The organism is Konateibacter massiliensis, from assembly GCF_900184995.1.
Lineage (GTDB): Bacteria > Bacillota > Clostridia > Lachnospirales > Lachnospiraceae > Lachnotalea > Lachnotalea massiliensis.
Genome location: NZ_LT860099.1, coordinates 2,580,869 through 2,605,576 on the forward strand (window position 1 = coordinate 2,580,869; position 24,708 = coordinate 2,605,576).

Consider the following 24,708-nt stretch of genomic DNA (forward strand, 5'->3'; position numbering starts at 1 on the left):
CTTCTTACTTAAATGCAACGGAATTCCATCTCAATTCGTTCTTGAAGTTTCTGATCGTCGTATCCTTGTCAATTACAACACTTTCAATTCCCATTCCTGCTGCCCAGTCTACCATCTGCTCTGTTGTCAGGTCATAGGAGAATGCTGTATGGTGCGCTCCGCCTGCAAGTATCCAAGCTTCTGCTCCTGTTGAAAGGCTTGGCTGCGGTTTCCAGAATGCGGAAGCTACCGGGAGTTTCGGCATATCGATATCCTGCGGCATACACTCTACCTCGTTAATAATCAGTCTGAAGCGGTTTCCTAAGTCAATCAGGGAAGTTGCAATACCTTTGCCCGGCTTTGATGTAAATACAAGACGTGCAGGATCTTCACGTTTACCCATGGAAAGAGGAGAAACCTTAATTCCCGGTTTTACAGCGCTGATGCTAGGGCAAACCTCTAACATATGAGCCTGAAGAATTCCTTCTTTGCCCGGTACAAGGTTGTAAGTGTAATCTTCCATAAAGGAGGTTCCCTTCGCATCCTTTACACCCTCTGACATAATCTTCATCAAACGAACCATAGCTGCTGTCTTCCAGTCACCTTCTCCGCCGAAGCCGTAGCCTTTTTCCATCAATCTCTGGATTGCAAGTCCCGGTAACTGCTGTAAGCCGGATAGCATTTCAAAGTTTGTAACAATCGCCTGATAGTTTTTCTCTGTCAGGAACTTTTCAAAGCCGATTTCGATACCTGCCTGAATTCCCACATGCTTTCTAAATTCCTTCTCGTCTCTGCCTTCCAGTAAGATTTCATATCTATCATAATATTCATCCACAAGTGCGTTGATATCGCCCTCGGATACGTCATTTACATATGCCGCAATGTCTGTGATATTGTATGCGTCGATTTCCCAGCCAAATTTGATATGAGCCTCTACCTTGTCACCTTCGGTAACGGCTACGTTTCTCATGTTATCGCCAACTCTTAACACACGGATATGGCTGCTCTCCATCAGTCCGATAGCTGTTCTCATCCAAGAAGCAATTCTCTCCTGCACCTGCTTATCATCCCAGAAGCCTACAATAATCTTTCTCTCAATTCCCATACGGCTTACGATATGTCCGAATTCTCTGTCGCCATGCGCTGACTGGTTTGTATTCATAAAGTCCATATCGATGGAATCATAAGGGATTTCCTGATTGAACTGTGTGTGTAAATGAAGCAATGGTTTTCTAAACTCCTGAAGTCCGAGTATCCATGATTTTGCCGGTGAAAATGTGTGCATCCAAGTGATAACGCCCGCGCATTCTTCATCTGCGTTCGCATCGTTAAAGGTTTTACGGATCGATACATTATCGATTAAGGTTGGCTTTAATACAACCTCAAAAGGCAGTACGCCGGACTTGTTCAATCCTTCTACCATAATTCTTGTGTGCTCTGCCACCTCTCTTAAGCAGTCATCTCCGTAAAGATCCTGTGAACCTGTTGCAAACCAAAATTTGTACTGTTTTCCTTTATTCATTGTAATCCTCCTTATATTGTGCGGAATTTTCTCTCCCGCTTATTGAGGCGGTAACTTTGCCCCGCCATTTTTTCTGTTTTTTGTTACACTTCATCTATCTTCTTAACGGATTTCCTCTCGGTTAGCTCCGGTAAAAATTCATAGGTTGCATCTGCAAGCTCACCCTCTATCATTTTAATCAGGTTTGATGCCACTTTTTTGCCAAGCTCCGTCTTTGGATGTGATACGGAGGTCAGAGGTACCTTGCAGTTAGCGGCTATCTCGGAATTATCGACACTGACGATGGATAAATCCTCCGGTATTCGAATATCATTCTTACCGCATATCTTGACGATTTCCTGCGCTGCCAAATCATTGTAGCAGACACAAGCGGTGGTTTCCCTTAATCTCTTCAGTACTCGCTTTGACTCGTAGGATAAATTCCTTAAATCCTCCGTGTCAATCCAGAGCACATTTTCGTCGTAAAGCCGAAGCCCTGCATCAGCAAGCGCCTGTACATAACCGGCATACCTCAAATGTCCCTGTCTGTCGTCCGACTTAAAAATTCCTGCAATTCTTGTATGCCCTGCTTCAATTAAATATTTTGCTGCCTTATAACCGGTTGCCCTGTCGTCAAGCACCACATAGGGCAGGTTAATCTGCGGATAATTGCTGTTAAAAAATATGGTCGGGATATCGCGCTGTATAATCTCGTTATAAAGCTCCACGTTTGGATTTGGGATACCGCTCTTTGTCGGCTCTACAATGATGCCATCCGCCATATTCCTGTCCAGAATATTTTTAATCACACTGTACTCCTTCTCCACACTGTTGTGTGTAAAGGCGATTTGAAGTGTGTAGCCGGCATCGGAGATAACCTCCTCCATTCCCTTTATAATGCTTGGAAAAATATAGTCGTCCACGTAGGTGGTAACAACCGCTATATTCATGGTGTTCTCGGTCCTTCTCTTAAATACATTGCTGATATAAGTACCGCTTCCCTGGCGCCGCTCGATTATTTTTTCCTTTTCCAGTTCGCTGATGGCGTGTCTCACGGTCTGGCGGCTCATCTGGAACATTTCCGCCAGCTCATTTTCCGAATTGAGCTTTTCACCCGGATTGATTGCCCCACTCTCCACCTGAGACTTTACCCAATCAACGATTCTCCTATATTTGGGCTGTTGTGTCATGTTCTTCCTCCCCAAAATCACTTGTATAACCAAGTATGCTGTTTCTGCTTTCTTATTTTTCTGTTTTTATGTAATAATTATAATTGCGAATATTTATTATTTACATTTATATAAATAATATACAATGTACAGCAGCAACTTGTCAATACAATTTGTATGAATTTTTCTTCAAGTTGTATTGTTTTTATTGTCAAGTTGTATTGTTTTAGTTTTTTGATGAATTGGGACAAATTAATTTTACTCCAGGAGGCACGCATAAATACAAAAAAGATTGTGTATCAATTTATAAACTGATACACAACCTTGTTCCTTGCTAACGCTTCTGATTCACAGGGTGAATTCCCTCTTCTCTTACATTGTGCTGCTGATTCTGATTTTCCGGCTTCACCTTGTCGGTAACGGACTTAAAGCAATCCTGCTCTTTTTGCTCCGCTTTCTTTTCCTGCTTTTTCTTCATTTTAGATTCCTTTCTGCTCATTTCTTTCTAAAATAAGATTTGCAGTTTTTCTTGTTTCTATACTTATCTTCTCCTCATTTTTATTCATGCATTTTAATAAACCTCTTAATCTCATTCCAAGCATCACACCCCTCTTTGATATACGGGGTAATAATATAAAAAGTATGGTACATTCCCCAATATTTTATAAAGCGCACCTCAACACCTGCCTCTTTTGCCTTCCGGACAATCGCTACGCTGTCACTCAAAAGAAGCTCATCAGAGCCGGTCTGAATCAGCATAGGCGGCATACCCCTGTAATCGCCGTAGGCGGGAGAAATATATGGCAGCGTTAAATCATAATCCCCTGCATAGATGATAGGAACCGGATACTTTGGCGCCCTTTTTGTGCTTGCCGAGCCAAAAAAAGCATCTTTTTTGATTTTCGTGGAATAGGATTCTCCGCTTGCCAGAAAATCTGCCCATGGAGACGATAAGATCAACAGTTTCGGAAGCTGTTTTTCATGATCCCGCAGATAAAGCGTCAAGGCGAGTGCAAGCCCTCCTCCCGCTGAATCCCCGCAGACAACTATATCTTTTGCACTGTAACCGTTTTTCAGCAGCCATTCATAACCATCTAGCGCATCCTCCAAGGCACTTGGATAAAGATGATCCGGAGCCGTTCTATAATTCAGCGAAAAAACATCGGCATTATCATAGCTCTTTGAATACCGAAGCGCCATCTCGTTATAAGTATCCTTAAATGTCTCGACATATCCGCCGCCGTGAAGCTGATAAACGATTTTTTTATGGCTGGTATTCTCCTTTTTTAATAGGTAACCCTTTGCCTTTTTCAGTATAATTTCCGTATTTGTGTATCCCTTTGGCACTCTCCATCGTCCAAACTTGTACGTCTTTGCCTGCGTTTTCATCTTGGATGCCATAATTGACTTGCCCGTTATAAGGCTATACACCTGATTCATTACGCAAATTCCGTTATTTATTATTTTTCCTAAAAATGGTATTGATAAATTCCATCTGCTAAACATAAGCACAAAAATATTTTTCATCAAAATGCACCTCTTACTGTCATTCATGATATTAGTGTAACATAAGTTCGCATAAAGCACTTCCTATTTTATATAAATTTTATACAATTTAGTAGTTTTATGTTAAACAATGTTGAGTTATTCCATAATTCCAGTAAAAAATACTCTGCGAGGTGCGTATAAATAGTTTGTTATAGCAAAATGCCTTATGCAATAATTACTGAGTTGCCTTTTTGCTGCTTACACTGCTTTTTCGTTTTGGCAATTGCCTGGGAAAGAACCCCAGTCTCAGCAAAGTTGCCGGCACAGTTCGTAACAGCGGCAATAGACAAAGTTGCAATAGGGAAATTTTCTAAAAAACCATTGCGGTCCTTGGAAACAATATATCCCCGTTCCCAATCGGAAGGGGAGTAGAGGGACTTAATCTGCCCGGCAAACGTATGAATAATATTGTCACACAGCTTTGGTAAACGTTCCATGTCCCGGGTGATGATTACAAAGTCATCCCCACCGATATGGCCCATGAAATCCTTCTCAGAACAGCAAAGCCTCATCGCCTGAGCCAGAGCCTTGAGCATGCAGTCACCGTATTCAAAACCATAAGCATCATTGTAGGCTTTGAAATTGTCCAAATCCAGATAGACAACAGCGTAGGGCTCCGTCTCATGAATCACTGCACCGATGGTGCGCTGGATGGCATTGTTGCCGGGCAGACCTGTGAGAGGGCTGGCATCTGCGGCGTTTCTTTCCCGTATACTGATGGCAGCAAGCAGCAAATCCCGAACGGTAACCACGCCCAAATACCGCCCCTGATTTACCACGACGATAGCGTCGTAGACACTGGAAAAATCCCGCTCCATGGCTAAGGCTGCCACCTCATCCACAGTAGCGCAATGATCTACTGCTATGAAATCCTGCCCTAGCAGCTCACCCACAGTTCGGCGTAAAGAAAGGTTATACCCAAACTGTCCGCTGAAGCTACCCAGCAGATGGCTGCGGGTAAGAATGCCATGAATATGGTTTTCACTATCCACCACGCAAAGTTCCGTAAGTGAGGAATCAGCTTTCATTCTTTCATATATAGGAAGAGCCTGCTCCTTTGGGGAGATTGGCGGCTTTCGCTGGCAGATCAATCCAACGGTATCACCCCCTAACGGCAAGGAGGCAGGAGCCTGTTTTTCCTGCCAAAGCTGCTGAAGCAGAAGTTCCACCTCCTCACCAAGAGTTTGAAACTCCTCATCGGGCCGTGCCAGAAAAAAGCCCTGACCATAATCCACACCAAGGTCAATGAGGGTAGACAATTCCTGCCGGGTCTCAATTCCTTTCGCAATAATCTGAATCCCTGCTTCCCGGCAGAAGTTCACGATTCCCATAATAACGGACCGCTTCCTTCTATCCATATCGACCCCCTGAACAATGGACATATCAATTTTCAAGTAGTTGGGTGAAAAGACACAAGCCCGGGCAAGCCCCGAGTAACCGGAGCCAAAATCGTCGATGGCAATTTGAAACCCCTGCTGCTGATAGTGGTCGATGGCCTCTGTAAAAACAGAAAGTGAGCTGACAGCATTCTTTTCTGTAATTTCAAAAATAATGTCGTTTGGATTTAGTTTTAGCTTTGAAAGTTTTTCACGGGTAAATCCAGCGATGAATTCAGGATCATAGACAGTATTGGGGTCCACATTGAGGAAAAGCCTCATTCCAGCAGGTTTTGTACGGGCACCTTTCAGTGCCTGTATACGGCAAAGTTTTTCCAATTCCCATAGTTTCCTCGTTTTTGTTGCCAGTTCAAAAAGCTGCTCAATGTTCAGACAGCAATCAGAAAGGGTTATGCGGCTTAGGGCCTCATACCCCCAAATAGCACCGTCCCGAAATGAAACAATGGGCTGGTAAACCGACCGAATATGCTCGCCGCCGATAATCTCAAATAGTGTACTTGTAGGATTCATATGTATCTTTCTCCTCATAATTTTTTCTGGTCTAGTCAGCCCCTCTTGCATGGTCAGCGTTTGTTCGCCTCCATCATGCCCTCAACCATATATATTTTGTATTACTCTCAATAATATATGTGCTGTGTAAACTTATTCATCAATTTAAAGTAAAATAAAAGTAAACTTTCATAAGAACAGGACCGCAACAAATGTCGCCGTCCTGTTCTATCCCTAAACTATCTTATATTCTGCCTTCATCTTCCGCACAAATCCTATCAATCCAAGCAAACAATTCAGCTATATCATAATCACCGCTGTGGAAAACTCCCCACGGCAGTTCAAAATCAACTTGATTGTTATGATTGTCAAGAATCAATGCCAGGATTGCCGGTATTGCCAGCGAAGTATCTCTGTCAAATACACCATGACGTATTCTCCAATACTTTGCTGTATCTGCCTTACCGATATATTGGGTGGGATTGAGCATGCGAATGATTTTCTCATCCGCCATTGCACCATTCACCTCACTGTGTTCCTTCGAATATGCGGTAAAATGCTTTGCCGTAATTTTCTCCGTCCCAAATTCTTCATTTTCAGGACTTTTTAAGTCCAGCGCATCAAATGAGGGAACCTCTTTCATACGGGTAATTTTTTTAATAAATCCGTCCCAATTTAAATCCACCACTTTTTTATCTTTAACCGTCAGATACTCCTGTTCATCCATTATACTTTGGACAGCCGCAAAATCACTCAAGAATTCCTGCGTATTGCGCGTATCCAGCTCCTTCTGTGCAGAAGCAATCACAAGATTTTTGATATATTCCTTAAAGGTGCCTTCTCCATCAACATCCAAAGACAGTTCTCTGCCTTTTTTATCCTTTAGATATAAGCTGTTTAGATACGCAGGAAACAGCTTTTTCAACTCCTTCGAAATCTCTATCTGCTTTTCGGTAAGCATACCGTCAATTGCCACATTCTTTACGTTGCCTTCCGTTCTGACATGCTTAATGCGATGATAATCATGATATCCGCAAAACAGCCATTCATAAGCTATATCTGCATTTTCAAGATTGTGGATTGGACAATAGCAGCTTGCTGCAAATATATCATCCTTTTCCTCTGCCGCACCGATTGCTTTCAGATAAGGCTCATAGTCCGCACTGTTTCCCGACGCTCCGGTTATTGCAGACAGAGCACCACCGGCACTTGTACCGTTCGTAATAATGTGGTCGGTATTGCCGGGAATCAGCTCTCTGTTATGGCGGAGAAAACGGATTGCCGCCTTCATGTCCACAATCAAAGCAGGCGCTTTCCCTACCATCTTTCCACTTTTGCTGCTGATATCCCCAGTCTTGCTTCCCACAAAAAACTCAGTACTGCTTACACCCGATGTCCTTCCGCGAACACCCGCACTGGCGACAACATATCCATGCTGCAATGCCCGAAAAATAGAGTTTGTTCTTCCAAGAAAATCTTTCCCCGGTTCATCCGCAGGTCCCGGCATATAACCGCCAACCGTATTTGGCATAAAAATCGGTGCCGTATGCAGCGAATATCCATTGATTGTCTTTCCCTGATAATACGCCTCAGGTACAAACAAATTCATTTTTTGTATGGAATCAACCGGCATCGCGCAGTAAGAAATGTCCCTGAACGCTCGAAATATAACACTACGGTTATCCATGCTGCAAGTATCCACTTTATAGTTTCGTGAGTTAAAAATAAGTATATCTTTCATAAATTCGTCTATCCTTAAATTAGTTTGAATTAGCCTAAAATCTCAGCATCTTTATCTTTGTAAATAATGAGCTGCGTTACAAATGTAAACACGCCTGCAATCAGAACTGCTATCACATATTTAATCATGTCTGAAATACTGCCTGTTGCCGGATTAACAAAGTTCGGGAATGAAAACAATCCGCTTCCGCCAAACATAAAGATTTTTGTCTGAAGAAGTCCTAAAATAGCTCCGCCGATTGCACCACCTACAATGTTTAAAACCAGCGGCTTCTTGAGCGGTATCATGACAGAGTACATCAAAGGCTCACCAATGCCGCAAACCTGTGAAATGGTTGCCGGAATTGCAAGGTCACGTACTTTTCTGTTTTTGCGGGAGGCAATGCAAAGTGCAATACCCTGAAACATACCAATCATAGGTCCAATGCTGCCGCATGCCAACATATAATCAAATCCGTTGATTGCAATTGTAGAAAGTCCGAGGGAAATGATTACCCAATGAAGGCCGAACATAACTAAAATACCAAATCCTCCGCCAATCAATGCACCTGCCACAACACCGCCTACAACAGGAATATGATAAAGGAATGTCACAAAATTAGCAATTACTCCGCAAATTGCCATGGAAACAGGTCCGATAACAATATAAGTAAGCACAACTGCGCAAACCAGCGAAAATAGAGGTGTTAAAACGCCGCGAACTGCAACCGGAATACTCTTTTTACATAACTTTTCAATTCTAGATGCTACATAAACAGCCAAAATAATCGGAACAACGCTGGATGTATATCCGGTTCCCGGCATAACAATCGGAATGCCTAAGAAAGTATTATAATAATTCATTTCAAACGCAGTTCCCGCAAAAATTGTTCCGGCAATATTCAATGTGGTAGCAATATTAACCATGCCCGGATAAACCAACGCACAACCGATTGCCGCACCCACAAATTCGTTACTCTTAAATTTCCTTGCAGATGTAAAACCTAAAAGAATCGGCAGGAAGTAGAAAAATCCATCACTAAGTGCATACAGCACCATGTAAAATCCACTTTCTGTTGTAAACCATCCAAGTGTAGGTCCAAGGGAAACAAGACCCTTTACTATACCTGCCGCAGCCAATACCCCAAGCGTAGGCGCCAGAATACCGGAAATAATATTCATCAGGTTGTTAATCACACCCTTTTTTTCGCCTTGGGCACTGTCCGTATCCTGATTACTGTCAGAAGGTCCAAGATTGTATTTGGCACAAATGGCATCAAAAACGTCACCTACTTCATTTCCAATTACAACCTGATATTGCCCACCTGCCTGAATGATTTTCAGTATCCCCTCCGTTTGCTCCAATGTCTTTGTGTCTGCTTTACTCTCATCTACCAGCGTAAAGCGCAAACGCGTAACACAATGTGTTAGTGCAGAGATATTCTCTGTCCCTCCAACACTTTTGACTATCGTCTCCGATAGCTTATCATAGTTCTTTGCCATACTAATGTCCTCCTTGCTTTGCATTGCCGCTTTAGAATGAATGTTTTATTCTTATTGCATGAATATATTATTCATTATTTTATCAAATAAGTAAATATCTATTTTTCACAAACATTGCAAATAAAATTTGTCTATTGTTCCTAACCAAAATTCAAATCATAATAAATAAAATATTTACTCAAACAACTATTTTGAATAACTTTAATACGTGCTATAATAATACAAAAGCATATTACTTCAGAAAGAGGTGCCACATGAATCCATTTCAGCTTATGGAGCTACATAAAAATAGCTTTACCAAAAACGATCAGCTAATCTATAAAACTATTACAAAAAATCCTGAACAGATTATATATAAATCCTCCAGCGTCATGGCTCAAACCTGCGGCGTATCGCAACCGGCGCTTTCCCGTTTTGTTAAAAGTCTCGGCTATTCCCGTTATCAGGAATTTCGTTCTGCCGTTACTGCTTCTTTGGCACACCAAGAAGACATAAAAGCGAAAGGCACCAGTCATCTTGCCTATTTCAACAATATGTATCAACTGCTTGGCGAAACAGAAAAGGTACTCACAGACTCTTACATGCGCTCCATTGCCAAGTATGTACTTAAGTTTCAAAATATATTTGCGACCGGAACAGGAAAGAGCTTTGCTCCGGCCATATTATTGGAGCAGCTTATGCGAAAGAATTATATTTTTATCCACTCAACACCAAATGATTCTATGGAGGATCTTTCCGGTTACCTAGATAAAAAAGACCTGCTGATTGTCTTTTCCGTCCATGCACGAGACACCAATATAGAGCCAATTATCAACACAAAAGCTAAAATAATGCTGGTCACAGCAAATCCGAATCACGCCTATTCGCACATGGTCGACAAAAACGTGTTTCTGCCCTTTGTATCCATTGACCCTGAAACCAGTTCCGTCTCCCCCATTCTTTTTAATATATTTGTTGAGCTTTTGACATCTTATATTTCAAAGGAAACCAAATTGCCGGAATTATAAACTCCACAATTTAATTTTTTTCGTATCAGCTCAATGACATGTTCCTCTGTTTCCTTTGGTACAAACCATTTATATATTGACATAAAAAGACAGGTGCATTTTTTGTAAAAATGCACCTGTTTTTTTTAGAATTCCAATTTTGTTAATACCACAACATAATCTCCTGATCCGGCTTCTGCCTCCCAAATTTGGGAATCCTTCTCAAGCTCAAACTTCAACCCATCACTCTCCAAAATTTGCTTTCCATCAAGCCTGATTGTAGCCGTCGTATTTGCCGGTATATGGAGAAATACTTTTCTTGCTTCCTCCGTTTCCTCCCATCTGACCGACAGCTTACCGTAAACCGTCTCACAGGAAGCCTGCACAAATTCCAATCCGCCTCCAAAATGCGGATGAATTATGCTGTGCTCATAACCCGGCATCGCCTCATCAATCTCAATTCCCGCCACAACCCGGTACAGCCATTCACCTATCGCACCGTAGGCGTAGTGGTTGAAGGAATTCATATCAGGGCTCCACATACTTCCGTCCGGCTTTATGCCGTCCCAGTGCTCCCAAATGGTCGTCGCACCCTGCTTCACCTGATACAGCCATGACGGAAAATCGTCCTTTAGCAAAAGCTCATACGCCTCCTCTAAAGCTCCGTTTTCGCTGAGTGCATGGCAAAAATACGGTGTTCCCACAAATCCTGTCACCAGATGTCCGTCTTCTTTTGCCAAAAGCTCTTTTAGCTTTTCAACCGTCTGCTTACGGTACTGTTGTGGAACGAGCTTAAAGTACAGTGCAATAATATGCGCTGTCTGCGTCTGTGCCGTCATCCTTCCGTCACTGTCAAAAAAGGTACGCTGAAACTTATCTACAATGCAATTGTATAGCTCACCGTATTGCCTTGCTTCTTCCTCTTTTCCAAGAACCCTCGAGGCCTTTACAAACAGGTCTGTGGAATAAGCGAAATATGCCGTACAGGTCAAATCATTCGGCGTCGCACCGAAATAACTTCCCTCCTCGGCGTCCAGCGCAACCCAGTCACCGAATTGAAGTCCATAGTTCCAAATATAGTCCTCCGCACGATTTTTCATAAAGTCAATCCAGCCCTTCATGCTCTCATACTGCTCCGCTAAAATCTGTTTATCCCCAAAGCACAAATACAAATTCCAAGGCACAATTACCGCTGCATCCGCCCATGCTGCCGCTGAGTGGGTTTTCTGATCTGCAAGCAGCTCTTCCTCTCCCCGCTTTGTCAAAATATCGGGAATGACATGGGGCACTCCGCCTCCCGGCAGCTGGTCTGCCGCCAAATCATTCAACCATTTTCTAAAAAATGAATATGTGTTCATCAGATAAGTCGCAGTTCTGGCAAAAATCTGTGCATCTCCCGTCCATCCAAGCCGCTCATCCCGCTGCGGGCAATCCGTCGGCACGTCCACAAAATTGCTCTTCATTCCCCAGCGTATGTTATGCCAGAGCTGATTGATATCCTGATTGGAACACTCAAAGGTTCCTGTCTCCTCCATATTGGAGTGAATTGCGTGTGCCGCAAAACTTTTGAGCGTCGGCTCTCCGGGAAATGAAACTACCTTAGCATAGCGAAAGCCCATAAAGGTAAACGATGGAGAGTAGGTAATCTTTCCCTCTCTTCCGAACGTGTATCGCAAGGTCTCCTTGGCTCCTCTTAGATTATCCAGATAGACATTGCCGTCCTTATCCAGAGTTTCAAAGCATTGCAGCTCGATTATATCCCCCTGCTTCCCATATGCCGTCACTTGAATGAGACCGCTCATATTTTGCCCAAAGTCTATAACGGTATCTCCGCCCGGCGTCACAAGAAGCTCCTTTGCCTTTAGACATTCTTTTCTTTGTACCCGACAGCCACTCTGTGCCCTTAAATACTTCTTATCATATTCCACTTCCGAAACGCATTTCCAAGAGGTGTCCATTTCTCCTGACTCTGCCCATCCGGAAATTTCTTTTCCTGCATTGTAAATTTCTCCGTCATAAATTTCCGCAAATTCTACCGGGGAGTCATGTCCCACCCAGTTTTCGTCTGTGCAAATTGTCTCCTCACTTCCATCCTCGTAGCGAATGACAATCTGGCACAAAAAGGCTGTCCGCTCTCCGTAGTGGTTTCTCCTGTGTTCAAAACCCATCACTCCCTTATACCATCCTGCGCCGAGGCTTGCTCCGATGCCGTTTTCTCCGTCCTTAAGGCAATCCCTCACATCATAAGTCTGATACAGCAAATGACGGTTGTAAGAAGTCCAGCCGGGTGTCAGCAAATCTTCTCCTACTTTCCTGCCATTTAGATAAAACTCGTAAATCCCAAGTGCCGTCGTAAAAGCAAAGGCTTCCTTTATTTTTCCCTTTACGCAAAAAGTGCTTCTCACATACGTTCCCTTGGAGTTTTCCTTTTCTTCCTGCATTTTTGCCGAGACAAACTTTGCCTGCCAGTCCTTCTTTCTTAGTCCGGTTACAAAATAGGCAACTGCACTCCAATCGCTTTCCTCCTTGTTTGCCCATACTTTTACCCGCGCATAATATTTTGTTGCACTTTTTATTTGCAATTTATTTGGTGTAATATGGACCGACTTGTTACTGTCTGTTTTTCCGCTGTCAAATACAGTCTCTTCAAAGCCTTTATCAAGTGCAATCTGCAAATGGTAAGCGCTTTGCTTTACATTTCTCTCTGTACTTTCCAATACCCAGCTAAATTGCGGCACTTCTTCAATTCCAACCGGATTCATCTCATAGTTTATCTTTACAGCTTTTATTTGCAACATAAAAAAACCTCCATTTCCTTCTCTGTTTTCTATGTTAAAACTATCATAAAAAACGGAGGCAGACAATGTCGGTTTTTTCGCTATTACTGACCATTCTTACGCTTATTCAGTTTTCGGTAAGAGGCAGGTGTCATACCTTCCTCTTTTTCAAACAGCTTGTAGAAAAAATTTAAGTTTGCGTAGCCGCAAAGCCTTGCTATCTCTGATACAGATAAGTCAGTATTGTCTAAATAGTACTTTGCCTGCTTCATTTTCTGCTGCTGAATATGGTCTAAGAAACTTTTTCCGGTATGGCGCTTTAACAGCGTCGTTAAATAGTTGGGGCTTAAATTGAATTCCTTCGCGGTATCAGACAACGTACAGCTCTTGTAATTTTTCTCAATGTAGGACAAAAGCTTTAATATATTGGCCCGCTCCGGCGTCTCTGTTTTCTCTGCCTCTTTTTTCACCGTTCTCAAAAGCTCCGTAAACAAAATCACCATGTAGCTGTTCCACACCTCAAGATAGCCCACATTTTTTTCAGAAAACTCAAATAAAATGGCTTCCATCACCGTGCTGACCCTTTTATTCTGATGGGAGGGAAAATAAATATAATGCTCCTCCTTGCGGTTTCGAAGCACGGCTTCCACCAGAAATGTCGCGACACCTCCCTGATTGGATAAGCGGTTTAAGAAGGACGTGTCAAAAAACTCAGGCTCCATAAGGATATTTACCAAGACACCGTCACCTGTCATATCCTGCACGGCATGCGCCGCCATGGTATCCATGATACACACATCGCCCATTTCACTGATAATCTCATTCCCCTCAATTATTTGGCGAAATCTTCCGCTGGAAACGTAGTTTAATTCAATATAATTATGCCGGTGCATCTTTGCACCGGCAAATCCTCTCGGCGGGATAAATACTGTAATATTCTCTCCCGCCTCCATAAACTGCTTGCTGCGCAGTACTTCAAACTGTTTCTTTTCCATGTTTCCGGATTTCTCCTTACTCATTCGACTTAAGCGCCTCTATCATATCCACATGCTTTAACTTATTGTGCATCACCCACATAACCATCGAAGAGAACAGCAGTGTCAGCAAGCCCGCATAGACATAGCTGTGCACATGCAAGTAAGTACCAAACGTCATGTTATCCATCGAAGCCGTGTCAAGCACAAACCAGTGAAGGAATTTTCCGAGAAAGCTTCCAAAAAAAATACCAAACAGGGATAAAATCACATTCTCCCGGTAAATATACATGGTGACTTCATTGTCGTAGAAGCCTAATACCTTAATTGTTGAAAGCTCTCTGATACGCTCGGACACGTTGATATTCGTCAGGTTATAGAGTACGACAAAGGCAAGTATCGCCGCCGCTATGATGATTACAACAACTACCGTGTTTAAGCTTCCCATTGAGTCGTCAAACAGCTCAATCGTTGAAGAGTTAAACGCAATCGCCTTGATTCCCGCATACTCATTCATGACGGAGGACAAATTCTCCTCCCACGTCTTATCCTGCTCGTAACGAAGCAATGCAGCGTTGTAAACAGTCTCCTCACTGCCAAAACATTTTTCATACGTCTCTGCCGTCATATAAATATAATGCCCTGCGTAGTTTTCCGCAATTTTCGTAACCGGAATCTCAAATTCCTGATTGTCTGAATCGGTGACTGTGAGAGTGTCTCCCTCCCGCACACCGAACAAATCCGCAAGCTTCGCGGTGATAACAGCTCCCTCATCAGGGATATCATAGCCGGTATCGCTTCCCTCTTCTCTTAGAAGAACATAGTCCGAAAAACGCTCCGGCTCCTTCGGAACAATCAAAACTGCCTGCTGTGGATTTACTCCCGTCTGCTTTACGTCAAACTGCTCCTGCTTCACCATTATAAGGTCGTCAATTCCCTCGGCACCCGCAATGGCTTCCTCTGCCTTAGTTTTATCTTCCTGCGCTGCGTCCTCGTCAAACACCACCATTCCCTGATAGTGCATAAGCGTCTTAAACTGTAAATCAGCCAAGTCGGATACCGAATCATTAACGCCAAAGCCTGTCATCATGAGTCCCATACAACCCGCAATTCCAAACACAGTCATAATCATACGCTGTTTGTAGCGGAATAAGTTTCTCATCGTTACTTTTTGAACAAAGTTCAGTCGGTTCCAAATCGGGGTAACCCGCTCTAAGAAAATTCGTTTTCCCACCTTCGGAGATTTGGGGCGCATCAGGATGGCAGGTGTTCCCTTTAACTCCTGACGAAGCACCGCCCATACGGAAATTCCCGTGCAGAATACTGCAATTCCAAAGGATGTCAATGCCGACCACCAATACCACACATACTGTGCATTCGGAAAATCATACATGGAACTGTACGCGGTGATAATAATTCTCGGAACTCCGTAAAATCCGGCGATCAATCCAAGCGCAGTTCCCACACCGCTTGCGCCGAGAGCATAAACATAGTACTTGATAGAAATTTCTGCATCCGTATAGCCTTGTGCCTTTAATGTTCCAATCTGGACTCTCTGCTCCTCAATCATACGCGTCACGGTCGTAAGGCTGACCAATGCCGCTATTGCAAAGAAAAATGCCGGAAATACAATGGCGATGGAAGCTAATCTCTCTCCGTTATCCTTATATTCGCTGTAGCCTGCGTTGTCTTCCCTCGAAAATGCATAATAGGAAGGCACCTTTAAATCCGCAAGCTCTTTTTCTGCATCCGCTATCTCTTCTTCTGCATCTGCGATATCCTGCAGGGCATCTGCCTTTTCCTCATTGTACTCGGCAAGACCATCCTCATATTCCTGCTCTGCGTCAGCAAGTTCCTGCTTCTTCTCCTCAAGCTCTTTTACACCGTCGTTGTACTCAGTCCATCCGTCCTCTATCTGCTGCTTTGCGTCGGCAAGCTGCTGTTCACCGTCCGCTTTCGCATCCTCAAACTCTTGATTTTTTACAATAATTGTATCCTGACCGGTATTTATCTGCTCCTGCGCATCGGCAAGCTGCTTAGAAGCTGCCTCTAGCTCCTCCTGCTTTTTGACAAGCTCCTGCTTCGTATCTGAAATCGTCGCAAGTCCGTTGTCTATCTGAGCAATAATACCGTTTAACGTGGAGACAAGTGTATCTCCACTGACTACTCCTGCAAAATAACCCGCCAGCAAGTCGCCGAAGGTCTGCCCGTTTCCAAGGTCAATCCCAGAACCTGCCTGTATCAAAGCACTTTGCTGCTCTGCGGGGATATATGCCGCCGGAACCTGAATGACTTGCTCTATTTGAGCCAAAAACTCCTCCATCTGGGACTTTTGTGTCTTTAGCTCGGTCTCTTTCTCCTCTATCTGCTTCAAGCCCTCTTTTATCTGTTTCTTGCCATCCTCTATCTGCTTTCGGCTCTCATCTATCGTGTTTTGTCCGTCCGCGAGCTGATTTCCTCCTATATCAAGCTGCTTTTTTCCGTCTGCAATCTGCTCATCAAAAAGTGCCTTGTTATCCTCGTACTCCTTCTCACCGTCCGTAAGCTCTTGCTTTGCATCAAGAAGCTGCTCTTCTGCGTCTGCAAGCTTAACCTTTCCGTCCTCAATCTGCTCCTTCGCATCGGCAAGCTCTTCCTCTGCATCGGCAAGCTCCTGCTTTCCGTCTGCTATTTCCTGCTTCGCGTCATCGATTTCCTCCTGTGCCTCCACCTTGATATCCGCAAGACGTGTAACCGCCCGCTCATCAAAAGCAGCCTCTATCGTGTCCGCATAGGCGCTTATCTTATCCTTATATGTATCGCTGTAAGGATACAGTCCTCGCAAGCTCTTAAAGGTCATATACGCATCGGTATAGACGGAAATGTTAAAATCCGCCTTGCTGATAACACCGTAGCCGTCCAAAGTGCCTTTCCCAATCGTGCTGCTTCCAAGCTGCTTATCCGAAACGTACATCGGGCTTTTTACAAATCCGACAATCGTATACTCTGTTTTGTGAAACTGCTCAGACAAATCCGTATCCTCACTGTCAGGAACAAACGTCACCGTATCGCCAATCACATACAGATTCTGCGTTCTGGCTCCTGCTATTAAAGCAATTTCACCGCTGTTTTCAGGCAGACGCCCGGATATGATTTCAAATTGATTTATCGTATCCGCCTTGTCATAAGAATAAATTTTAAACAATTTATCTTCCTTCTGAGTGATAACATCCTGGCTGTAACCTACATTTATCTGGTCAATGTCCTCCTGCTGCCACAGTATATCGATGTCCTCGTCCTCAAGTCCCATCGTGGACACCACATGAATATCCATAAGATTTTGATTATCAAAATAGAGTGCTGCCGTCTTCAGCATATCCGGTCCTGATGAATTCAGTCCTGAGAAAAACGAAACGCCTAGCAAAATCAGCAGCATAATTGAAATAAATCTTGCCTTTGAGGTCAGAATCTCCTGCAAGATAAGTTTTTTTAGTGCTTTTTTCTTTCCCATACCTATCTCCTACCACTCAATTTCATCTACCGGCATAGGCTTCTCATTTGTCTCAATGCTTCGAACCTTTGCGTTATGAATGTGAATCACACGGTTTGCCATAGGTGCAATCGCTGAATTATGCGTGATTACAATAACCGTGGTTCCCGTATTTTTGCATGTATCCTGCAACAGCTTTAAAATCTGCTTTCCCGTCTCATAGTCGAGTGCACCCGTCGGCTCATCGCAGAGCAGTAATTTCGGGTTTTTCGCAAGCGCCCTTGCAATCGCGACTCTCTGCTGCTCACCGCCGGATAACTGTGCAGGAAAATTCAGTTTTCTATCGCTCAAACCAACCTGATCCAGCACCTCATCTACGTTCAGTGCGTTCGGGGATACCTGAGTTGCAAGCTCCACATTTTCCTTCGCTGTCAGGTTCGGAACCAGATTGTAAAACTGGAATACAAAACCCACATCCTCCCTGCGGTATTTCGTCAGCTTTTTGGGCGGGAAAGTCGCAATGTCAACTCCGTCCACAAATACCTGCCCCTCATCCGGGGAATCCATTCCTCCTAAAATATTTAAAACCGTTGATTTTCCGGCACCGCTCGGTCCCAAAATCACGGCAAACTCGCCTTGTTCAATCTCAAAGCTGATACCCTTGTTGGCGATAATCGTACTTTCACCCATCTTATATCTTCTATGTTCGTCTACAATTTTCACATAGCTCATAAATAACTGCATTCCTTTCCAATACCTAATGTCCCACTTGTGTCATATACAAAATAATAGTATACTACTAAGTAAAAAACAAGATTCTCTTGTTAACTTACACAAAAAGGAGTATTTGTGTCACATGTATAAAAAACAGACAAGCGCTATCGCAATAAAATCTCAGAGGTGGATTGCCGATTCTCTTATCCGTCTGCTGGAAAATTACAGTTTTAGTGAAATTACAATCACCCAAATCTGTCAGGAAGCCAATCTCGTTCGAAAAACATTTTACCGCAATTTCGAATCAAAGGAAGACGTTTTACATTATGTATTGGACGAGCTTTTTGGGGAATTTCAGCAGAAAAATGAAATTTCAGCCGCCGCCACATTTGAGATATTCACTCACTATTATGAATTCTGGGCGAGTGAAAAGCAGCTTTTGACCTATCTTCACCGAGACGGTCTGTTTTATTTGCTGAATCAGAAATATATTGAATATGCAGACTCCATCCGCATGTATTTATTGCAGGCAAACAATGATATACAAACAGGTCTGGAGCCTTATGCCATCCGCTTTATTGCAGGCGGTATGGTTGCCATCCTGGAGCATTGGCTGGTATGTGGATTTGATGAGTCGATCGACAGTCTGACGAAATTGACAGAGACGCTGCTGCTTAGTGCGAATGTGTATTTGAATTCTTCTTGCAGACGTTGATATGATGTATTATAATTGAGAAAAAATCGCGGGGTGGATGTATATGCCTTTATTGTATAATCGTCTGGTAACGACCATCAATGAAACAACCATAGATAGTATCGAATACCATATAGCTGGTGTTATGATGGAGAGTATCGGAAGCATTAATTCTTTCTCAATCGGTGAAATGGCAAAGCTTTGCAGCGTATCAAAATCTACCATTTCCAAATTTGTCCGTAAACTCGGATTTGATGATTATATTGACTTTAAGCTTGAAGCTGTGCGTGAACACGAGAAAGCTGTCTATATAAAAAATCAAAATACAAGTAATATTACAGACTGTATATTGGCACATAGTGTTGACTATTACCGCAAAATTTTAGATTATGATATCAATCATCTCTTTCAAACAATAGACAAACAACCCATTGAACAATTGGTAGATGATATTTATCATTATAAAAAGGTAGCAGCGTTTGGAGAAGTTTATTCGGAGACAATCTGCTTAAATCTTCAGTACAAAATGGCATTTTATCAAAAGTTTATCTATACGACACTAAATGACCAAAAGCAAACGGAGTATATTCGAAATGCCGACGAGGATACACTGCTTATTATTTTTTCAAATTCCGGAAGGTATATCAACGTACATGCCATGCAGGACGGAATGCCTCAAAAAGATTGTTTTAACCAGTCAAAAGGAAAAGTAGTCCTGATTACGTCCAATAAAGAAATGAGACAAAACAGTTGGGTAGATAGCCTGATTTATTATGAGCATTCCACAAATGTACAGAACCACCCTATTCTGTATCAGCTTCTGATTGAGATGATTGCCGTTAAATACCAGCAGAAATATGGCTTTCCACAAGACAAAAAAATTTAAAGAGTCTTTGAAGAGTTTCTAAATTGCGAACTTTTCGAAAGCTCTTTTTTTTTTGCTATAATCGGTTTAGCAACACGGAAAGGAGAATGGCAAATGAATAAAATCTGCATGCATAAAGAGGCAAAAAACTGGAATGAAGCACTTCCTGTCGGCAATGGTTTTATGGGCGCGATGGTCTTTGGAGGCGTCGGGACAGAAAGAATACAGATAAATGAAGATTCCGTTTGGTCCGGTGGTTTTATTGAGCGGACTAATCCGGATGCACGAGACTATTTTTCCAAAATCAGAGATTTGCTTATGGCTGAGAAAACAGGTGAAGCAGAAAGACTTGCAGAACAAAGCATGTTTGGAGCTTATCCTCACATGCGTCACTATCAATCGCTTGGTGATATTTGGTTACATTTTCCCAAGGAAAAGGGAAAAAAAGCACTGACTCAATTGGAAAACGGACTGATGTACCAGGCTTGGGTACCAAAAACAGTCAAAGACTACAAGCGAAGCTTAGACATTGAACAATCTGTTGGCACAATTCAATATCGGTACGAAGAAAGAATGTACGAGCGTGAATTTTTTGCATCTAACCCGGATAAGGTAATCGTATACAAGTTAAATGCAAAAACGGCAAAAACATTGAATTTCGAAACAGCTCTGACCAGAAAAGACAACCGTGGAGGCAGAAGTGTATCTTACTGCGACGGCGTAGAAGTTCTGGATAATGAAATAATACGATTATATGGTCAGCAGGGAGGCGAAAATGGAATTGGGTTTGAGTTAATGGTCATGATAGCTTCAACCGGAGGACGGCAGTACCGAATGGGTGGACGTATTGTCGTGGAAAATGCAGACAGTGCAACACTCTATATCACGGCAAGAACCACTTATCGAAGCACATCCCCAAGAGAATGGTGCCTGCAAACCTTAAAAGAGGCCGCAATTCAGGAATACACTGCTCTGCGCCAAAGGCATATAAACGACTACCAAAAGTATTATAAGCAAAGCATGCTGCTACTTGAAGGGGATGAGAAGCTGGAAAGTCAAAGCACACCCGAACGATTACAGCGAATGCGCGAAGGATATACCGATATCGGTCTGGTAAATACCTATTACAATTATGCAAAATATTTGCTTATCAGTTCAAGCAGAGAGCACAGTCTACCGGCAACACTGCAAGGAATCTGGAACGAGGATTTTGCGCCTATGTGGGGCTCTCGCTATACAATTAATATCAATATTCAGATGAACTACTGGCTTGCAGAAAAATGGGGCCTGCCCGAATTGCATATGCCGTTGTTTGAACATCTGAAGCAAATGCAAAAAAACGGTAAACAGGTAGCAGACAAAATGTATGGTGCAAGAGGCTTTTGCTGTCATCACAACACAGATATATGGGGTGACTGCGCTCCGCAGGACAGCAACATTGCCGCCACAATCTGGCCGTTGGGAGCCGCATGGTTGTGCCTGCACATTGTGGAGCATTACCAATATACAAAAGACCCGCTATTTATTCAAAGATATTACCCGGTATTAAAGGATAGTGTATTATTTTTCCTTGATTATATGTTTCAAAATGATGAGGGTAACTGGGTTACCGGTCCTTCCTGCTCACCGGAAAACACATATGTGAGTGAGAATGGAGAATACAGCAATCTGTGTAACGGACCTGTTATGGATTTGGAAATTCTGCATCAGCTTTTTACCGGATATCTCAAAATAACGGATGAAATTGGCGGCGAGAACGATATCAGCCAGGAAGTAAAGGAACGGCTGGATGGTATGCCGGGAATTAAAATCGGAAAGTATGGACAGATACAGGAATGGCAGAAGGATTATGAGGAGGCAGAGATTGGGCACCGACATATTTCCCAACTCTTTGCACTCTATCCGGGAGAACAAATTCGGGCAGACCAGACACCCGAACTTGCCAAAGCCGCAGAGCTTACGCTTAGAAGAAGACTCGAAAACGGCGGTGGTCATACAGGCTGGAGCAGAGCATGGATTATTCTGTTTTTTGCAAGACTGCATAAAAGTGAGGACGCATGGTATCATCTGGAAGAGCTTCTGAAGAATGCAACGCTCGATAACCTTTTTGATAACCACCCGCCATTTCAGATTGACGGTAATTTTGGGGGTGCCTGCGGTTTACTTGAAATGCTTGTACAAGACTACGGGAAGCAGATTTATCTCTTACCGTCATTGCCAAAGCAATTAAAAACCGGAAAGTTGCTTGGAATTCGAACAAAATGCGGAGGAATACTTAATCTTTACTGGTCAAATGGAACAATCACAAAATGGGATTTAAAAGCTGAAAGAGATTTAGATGTAACGATTGTAGGTGAAGCAAATGTTTCACATTACATAGCCTTAAAGAAAAACGAGGCATTTTATTGGGAATAAGGAGAAGGAGGAATCTGAAATGAAATATGAAAAAATGATTCAAGAAGTTATAGCCGGTGTTGGGGGTGCCGAAAATATTACAAGCGTCTATCACTGTGTTACCAGACTTCGCTTTCATTTAAAAGATGAGGGAAAGGCAAATGATGATGCAATCAAAAATATTGAAGGGGTACTGTCTGTGATTAAGGCAGGCGGTCAATACCAAGTCGTAGTCGGTCAAAAGGTTGGTGAGGTCTATAAGGAACTGATTTCTTTTCTTGGGTTGGAGGAACAGGATTCCAATTTGATTGACGCGTCTGAAATGAAAGCCGGTATGAAGGAGAAAAAAGTAAAAAGCAGTCTGTTTGATTTAATTTCCGGAATTTTTACCCCAATATTGGGTATTATGGTTGGTTCTGGTGTTATTAAAGGTGTTCTTGCGCTGCTGACAGCCACCGGCATTCTTGCCTCAACTTCCGGAACATACCAGATATTGTATATGATTGGTGATGGATTTTTTACCTTTATGCCTATCCTTTTGGGATACACTGCAATGAAAAAATTTGGCGGTACTCCCTTTATTGGTTTGGCAATCGGCTGTGCGCTGGTATATCCGAGCATAACAACCATTCTCGCCGGGGAACCACTATATACCCTATTTTCCGGCACTATCCTTGAGTCACCGGTTTACATTACTTTTCTTGGAATACCTGTTATTTTAAAAAGCTATACCAGTACAGTATTCCCTGTTGTTGTAATCTGTTATCTGGCTTCTAAGCTTGAAAAGTTTTTTAACAAACGTATCAATGATATGTTTAAAATGTTTGCGGTACCGGCTTTAACACTTACTTTCAGCCTCGTTGCTGGATTCTTGGTTATCGGCCCGTTTGTATCCATTGTCAGTGATTTACTTGGAGCGGCTATCAGTGCCTTGTACAGCGTCAGTGCCGTTGCCTGCGGATTTTTGTACGGCTCGTTGATTCAACTCTGTGTTGTATTTGGAGTTCATTGGGGGTTTGTGGCAATTTCCATCAACAACCTTTCCACTATGGGCTATGATCCAGTCACAATTGCAGGTTTAAGCTCTGCTTTTGGACAGGCGGGCGTTGTGCTTGTTATATTGTTAAAGACCAGAAACCAGAAAATAAAGAGTGTATGTGCACCTGCAATTCTTTCTGCAATGCTTGGAATCACAGAACCGGCAATCTATGGCGTGACCCTGCAAAATAAAATGTCATTTATCCTTGCCTCAATTGCTTCGGGTTTAGGCGGTGCAATTATTGGTATGGGAGGAGTAAAGCAGTACTTCTACGGCACAAACGGAATCTTTGGATGGCTCCAGGTTATTAACCCGAATACAGGTTTCGATTCTTCCGTAGCAGCTTCCATTATTGCCTGCGTAGTAAGCTTTGTGGTTTCTATCTTATTAATGGCTACGATTGGTAAGAATAGTATACCTGATTTGAAGAAAGTTTAAATAAAAATTAGGGATTAAAAAACACACTGCACTGGTATCCTATTACAATACCAGCGCAGTGCTTTTGACTTTTCATAGACATTTATCTATTTTTTACGCTTCCTTCAACTTCTGCGCCTTCTGATAATTATCATACGCAATCGCCGCAACAAGTAAAACACCTTTTGCAATATACTGCGAGTAAATTGACAAACCCATCATCTGCATTCCGTTTGCGAGCATTCCCAAAATTAATACACCAAGCACAACGTTCAGCACATTTCCGCCTCCTCCGCTGAAGGATATGCCGCCGAGTATGCAGGCGGTAAAGCAGGTGAACATTGCATCTACTGCGATTCCTGCGCTAGCGCTTCCGGTTCTGGCGGTCAGAACAACTGAGGCAATGGCTACAAATATACCCGCCACGATAAATGCAATAATTCTGACTGCACTTGTGTTAATACCTCCAAGTCTCGCCGCCTCCTCATTTCCGCCAAGTGCGTAGATATATCTTCCAAAGTAAGTCTTGTTTAACATAAGATAGCCTATCCCAACACTGATAATCATAAGTATAACGCAAATCGGTACAATCCCTATATATCCCTGTCCGATAAGCTTAAACTGCGTCGGAAAATTAAAATAGGTTTCAGAGTTGGAAGAAACATAGGCGATACCCTGATAAATTGTCATCGTCGCCATTGTTGCAACCATAGGATGAACCTTTAGCTTTACTGCAAAAAGACCGTTTACGGAACCAAGCAGTCCTCCCGCTATCAGTGCCACAATCACTGCGATAAAAACCGGTGCATTTAGCTGTGTCAAAAGCTTTCCAAGTATAACGCTCACAAGACCAATCTGATAGGAAACAGACAAGTCTGCCCCACTGCTTATCATAATCATAGCGATACCAATTGTCGCGATAATCAAATAGGAATTTTGCACAAGTATATTTGTCAGATTCAACAGGGTAAAAAATCTTGGTGCCGCAATGGAAAAAAAGACTAACACCATGAGTAACACAATTAATATATAATATTTTTCCAAAATCCTTCTAGCTGATTTCATTCTTATATC

Annotated in this window: 17 protein-coding genes; 5 read left to right on the top strand and 12 right to left on the bottom strand. The window is 42.8% G+C overall.

Going from position 1 to position 24,708, the window contains the following annotated elements; translation table 11 throughout:
* Positions 1–4 precede the first annotated feature (4 nt).
* From araA to CTY48_RS17510, 7 genes are all read right to left on the bottom strand, one after another.
* The gene (gene araA / locus CTY48_RS17485) at positions 5–1,501 is read right to left on the bottom strand and encodes an L-arabinose isomerase (protein ID WP_099469733.1); all 1,497 of its coding nucleotides are present in this window, start codon (positions 1,499–1,501) and stop codon (positions 5–7) included.
* 83 nt (positions 1,502–1,584) lie between these two features.
* A complete protein-coding gene (locus tag CTY48_RS17490; RefSeq protein WP_099469734.1) occupies positions 1,585–2,670 on the bottom strand; it encodes a GntR family transcriptional regulator in 1,086 nt (361 codons plus the stop codon).
* A gap of 313 nt (positions 2,671–2,983) precedes the next feature.
* Positions 2,984–3,127: a hypothetical protein gene (locus CTY48_RS19765; protein ID WP_180272771.1), complete on the bottom strand. Its 144-nt coding sequence runs from the start codon at positions 3,125–3,127 to the stop codon at positions 2,984–2,986.
* A gap of 80 nt (positions 3,128–3,207) precedes the next feature.
* Positions 3,208–4,176 (bottom strand): alpha/beta hydrolase, encoded by a 969-nt coding sequence (locus CTY48_RS17495; RefSeq protein WP_236355015.1) that lies wholly within the window; start codon positions 4,174–4,176, stop codon positions 3,208–3,210.
* 185 nt (positions 4,177–4,361) lie between these two features.
* Positions 4,362–6,104, bottom strand: coding sequence for a GGDEF domain-containing protein (locus tag CTY48_RS17500; protein ID WP_099469736.1), 1,743 nt, complete (start codon positions 6,102–6,104; stop codon positions 4,362–4,364).
* A gap of 223 nt (positions 6,105–6,327) precedes the next feature.
* Positions 6,328–7,824 carry a subtype B tannase gene (locus tag CTY48_RS17505; protein ID WP_180272772.1) on the bottom strand — a complete coding sequence of 499 codons (1,497 nt, stop codon included), beginning with the start codon at positions 7,822–7,824 and terminating at the stop codon, positions 6,328–6,330.
* Positions 7,825–7,853: 29 nt separating this feature from the next.
* Positions 7,854–9,305: a PTS transporter subunit EIIC gene (locus CTY48_RS17510; protein ID WP_099469737.1), complete on the bottom strand. Its 1,452-nt coding sequence runs from the start codon at positions 9,303–9,305 to the stop codon at positions 7,854–7,856.
* A gap of 254 nt (positions 9,306–9,559) precedes the next feature.
* Between CTY48_RS17510 and CTY48_RS17515 the strand changes: the two genes are divergently transcribed.
* Positions 9,560–10,312, top strand: a complete 753-nt coding sequence (locus CTY48_RS17515) for a MurR/RpiR family transcriptional regulator (RefSeq protein ID WP_099469738.1) — start codon at positions 9,560–9,562, stop codon at positions 10,310–10,312.
* A 125-nt stretch (positions 10,313–10,437) separates the two neighbouring features.
* On the opposite strand, the gene CTY48_RS17520 is transcribed toward CTY48_RS17515, so the two are convergent.
* The 4 genes from CTY48_RS17520 to CTY48_RS17535 all read right to left on the bottom strand — a co-directional run bounded on the left by CTY48_RS17520 (position 10,438) and on the right by CTY48_RS17535 (position 18,243).
* The gene (locus tag CTY48_RS17520) at positions 10,438–13,089 is read right to left on the bottom strand and encodes an alpha-L-rhamnosidase (protein WP_099469739.1); all 2,652 of its coding nucleotides are present in this window, start codon (positions 13,087–13,089) and stop codon (positions 10,438–10,440) included.
* A gap of 83 nt (positions 13,090–13,172) precedes the next feature.
* The gene (locus CTY48_RS17525) at positions 13,173–14,063 is read right to left on the bottom strand and encodes an AraC family transcriptional regulator (protein WP_180272773.1); all 891 of its coding nucleotides are present in this window, start codon (positions 14,061–14,063) and stop codon (positions 13,173–13,175) included.
* A gap of 16 nt (positions 14,064–14,079) precedes the next feature.
* Positions 14,080–17,532: an ABC transporter permease gene (locus tag CTY48_RS17530; RefSeq protein WP_099469741.1), complete on the bottom strand. Its 3,453-nt coding sequence runs from the start codon at positions 17,530–17,532 to the stop codon at positions 14,080–14,082.
* Between the two features lie 9 nt (positions 17,533–17,541).
* The gene (locus tag CTY48_RS17535) at positions 17,542–18,243 is read right to left on the bottom strand and encodes an ABC transporter ATP-binding protein (RefSeq protein WP_099469742.1); all 702 of its coding nucleotides are present in this window, start codon (positions 18,241–18,243) and stop codon (positions 17,542–17,544) included.
* Between the two features lie 124 nt (positions 18,244–18,367).
* Here CTY48_RS17535 and CTY48_RS17540 point away from each other — a divergent pair, with 124 nt between their 5' ends.
* The 4 genes from CTY48_RS17540 to CTY48_RS17555 all read left to right on the top strand — a co-directional run bounded on the left by CTY48_RS17540 (position 18,368) and on the right by CTY48_RS17555 (position 23,655).
* Positions 18,368–18,940, top strand: a complete 573-nt coding sequence (locus CTY48_RS17540) for a TetR/AcrR family transcriptional regulator (RefSeq protein ID WP_180272774.1) — start codon at positions 18,368–18,370, stop codon at positions 18,938–18,940.
* Between the two features lie 43 nt (positions 18,941–18,983).
* The gene (locus CTY48_RS17545) at positions 18,984–19,805 is read left to right on the top strand and encodes a MurR/RpiR family transcriptional regulator (protein WP_099469744.1); all 822 of its coding nucleotides are present in this window, start codon (positions 18,984–18,986) and stop codon (positions 19,803–19,805) included.
* Positions 19,806–19,898: 93 nt separating this feature from the next.
* Positions 19,899–22,199: a glycoside hydrolase family 95 protein gene (locus CTY48_RS17550; protein ID WP_099469745.1), complete on the top strand. Its 2,301-nt coding sequence runs from the start codon at positions 19,899–19,901 to the stop codon at positions 22,197–22,199.
* Positions 22,200–22,218: 19 nt separating this feature from the next.
* Positions 22,219–23,655 carry a PTS transporter subunit EIIC gene (locus tag CTY48_RS17555; RefSeq protein WP_099469746.1) on the top strand — a complete coding sequence of 479 codons (1,437 nt, stop codon included), beginning with the start codon at positions 22,219–22,221 and terminating at the stop codon, positions 23,653–23,655.
* A 93-nt stretch (positions 23,656–23,748) separates the two neighbouring features.
* On the opposite strand, the gene CTY48_RS17560 is transcribed toward CTY48_RS17555, so the two are convergent.
* The gene (locus CTY48_RS17560) at positions 23,749–24,699 is read right to left on the bottom strand and encodes an ABC transporter permease (protein ID WP_099469747.1); all 951 of its coding nucleotides are present in this window, start codon (positions 24,697–24,699) and stop codon (positions 23,749–23,751) included.
* Between the last annotated feature and the right edge of the window lie 9 nt (positions 24,700–24,708).

What these genes read in the sequence shown, in the direction of transcription:
- araA (WP_099469733.1), bottom strand. Translation starts at nt 1,501, where the DNA reads ATGAATAAAGGAAAACAGTACAAATTTTGGTTTGCAACAGGTTCACAG.
- CTY48_RS17490 (WP_099469734.1), bottom strand. Translation starts at nt 2,670, where the DNA reads ATGACACAACAGCCCAAATATAGGAGAATCGTTGATTGGGTAAAGTCT.
- CTY48_RS19765 (WP_180272771.1), bottom strand. Translation starts at nt 3,127, where the DNA reads ATGAAGAAAAAGCAGGAAAAGAAAGCGGAGCAAAAAGAGCAGGATTGC.
- CTY48_RS17495 (WP_236355015.1), bottom strand. Translation starts at nt 4,176, where the DNA reads ATGAAAAATATTTTTGTGCTTATGTTTAGCAGATGGAATTTATCAATA.
- CTY48_RS17500 (WP_099469736.1), bottom strand. Translation starts at nt 6,104, where the DNA reads ATGAATCCTACAAGTACACTATTTGAGATTATCGGCGGCGAGCATATT.
- CTY48_RS17505 (WP_180272772.1), bottom strand. Translation starts at nt 7,824, where the DNA reads ATGAAAGATATACTTATTTTTAACTCACGAAACTATAAAGTGGATACT.
- CTY48_RS17510 (WP_099469737.1), bottom strand. Translation starts at nt 9,305, where the DNA reads ATGGCAAAGAACTATGATAAGCTATCGGAGACGATAGTCAAAAGTGTT.
- CTY48_RS17515 (WP_099469738.1), top strand. Translation starts at nt 9,560, where the DNA reads ATGAATCCATTTCAGCTTATGGAGCTACATAAAAATAGCTTTACCAAA.
- CTY48_RS17520 (WP_099469739.1), bottom strand. Translation starts at nt 13,089, where the DNA reads ATGTTGCAAATAAAAGCTGTAAAGATAAACTATGAGATGAATCCGGTT.
- CTY48_RS17525 (WP_180272773.1), bottom strand. Translation starts at nt 14,063, where the DNA reads ATGGAAAAGAAACAGTTTGAAGTACTGCGCAGCAAGCAGTTTATGGAG.
- CTY48_RS17530 (WP_099469741.1), bottom strand. Translation starts at nt 17,532, where the DNA reads ATGGGAAAGAAAAAAGCACTAAAAAAACTTATCTTGCAGGAGATTCTG.
- CTY48_RS17535 (WP_099469742.1), bottom strand. Translation starts at nt 18,243, where the DNA reads ATGAGCTATGTGAAAATTGTAGACGAACATAGAAGATATAAGATGGGT.
- CTY48_RS17540 (WP_180272774.1), top strand. Translation starts at nt 18,368, where the DNA reads ATGTATAAAAAACAGACAAGCGCTATCGCAATAAAATCTCAGAGGTGG.
- CTY48_RS17545 (WP_099469744.1), top strand. Translation starts at nt 18,984, where the DNA reads ATGCCTTTATTGTATAATCGTCTGGTAACGACCATCAATGAAACAACC.
- CTY48_RS17550 (WP_099469745.1), top strand. Translation starts at nt 19,899, where the DNA reads ATGAATAAAATCTGCATGCATAAAGAGGCAAAAAACTGGAATGAAGCA.
- CTY48_RS17555 (WP_099469746.1), top strand. Translation starts at nt 22,219, where the DNA reads ATGAAATATGAAAAAATGATTCAAGAAGTTATAGCCGGTGTTGGGGGT.
- CTY48_RS17560 (WP_099469747.1), bottom strand. Translation starts at nt 24,699, where the DNA reads ATGAAATCAGCTAGAAGGATTTTGGAAAAATATTATATATTAATTGTG.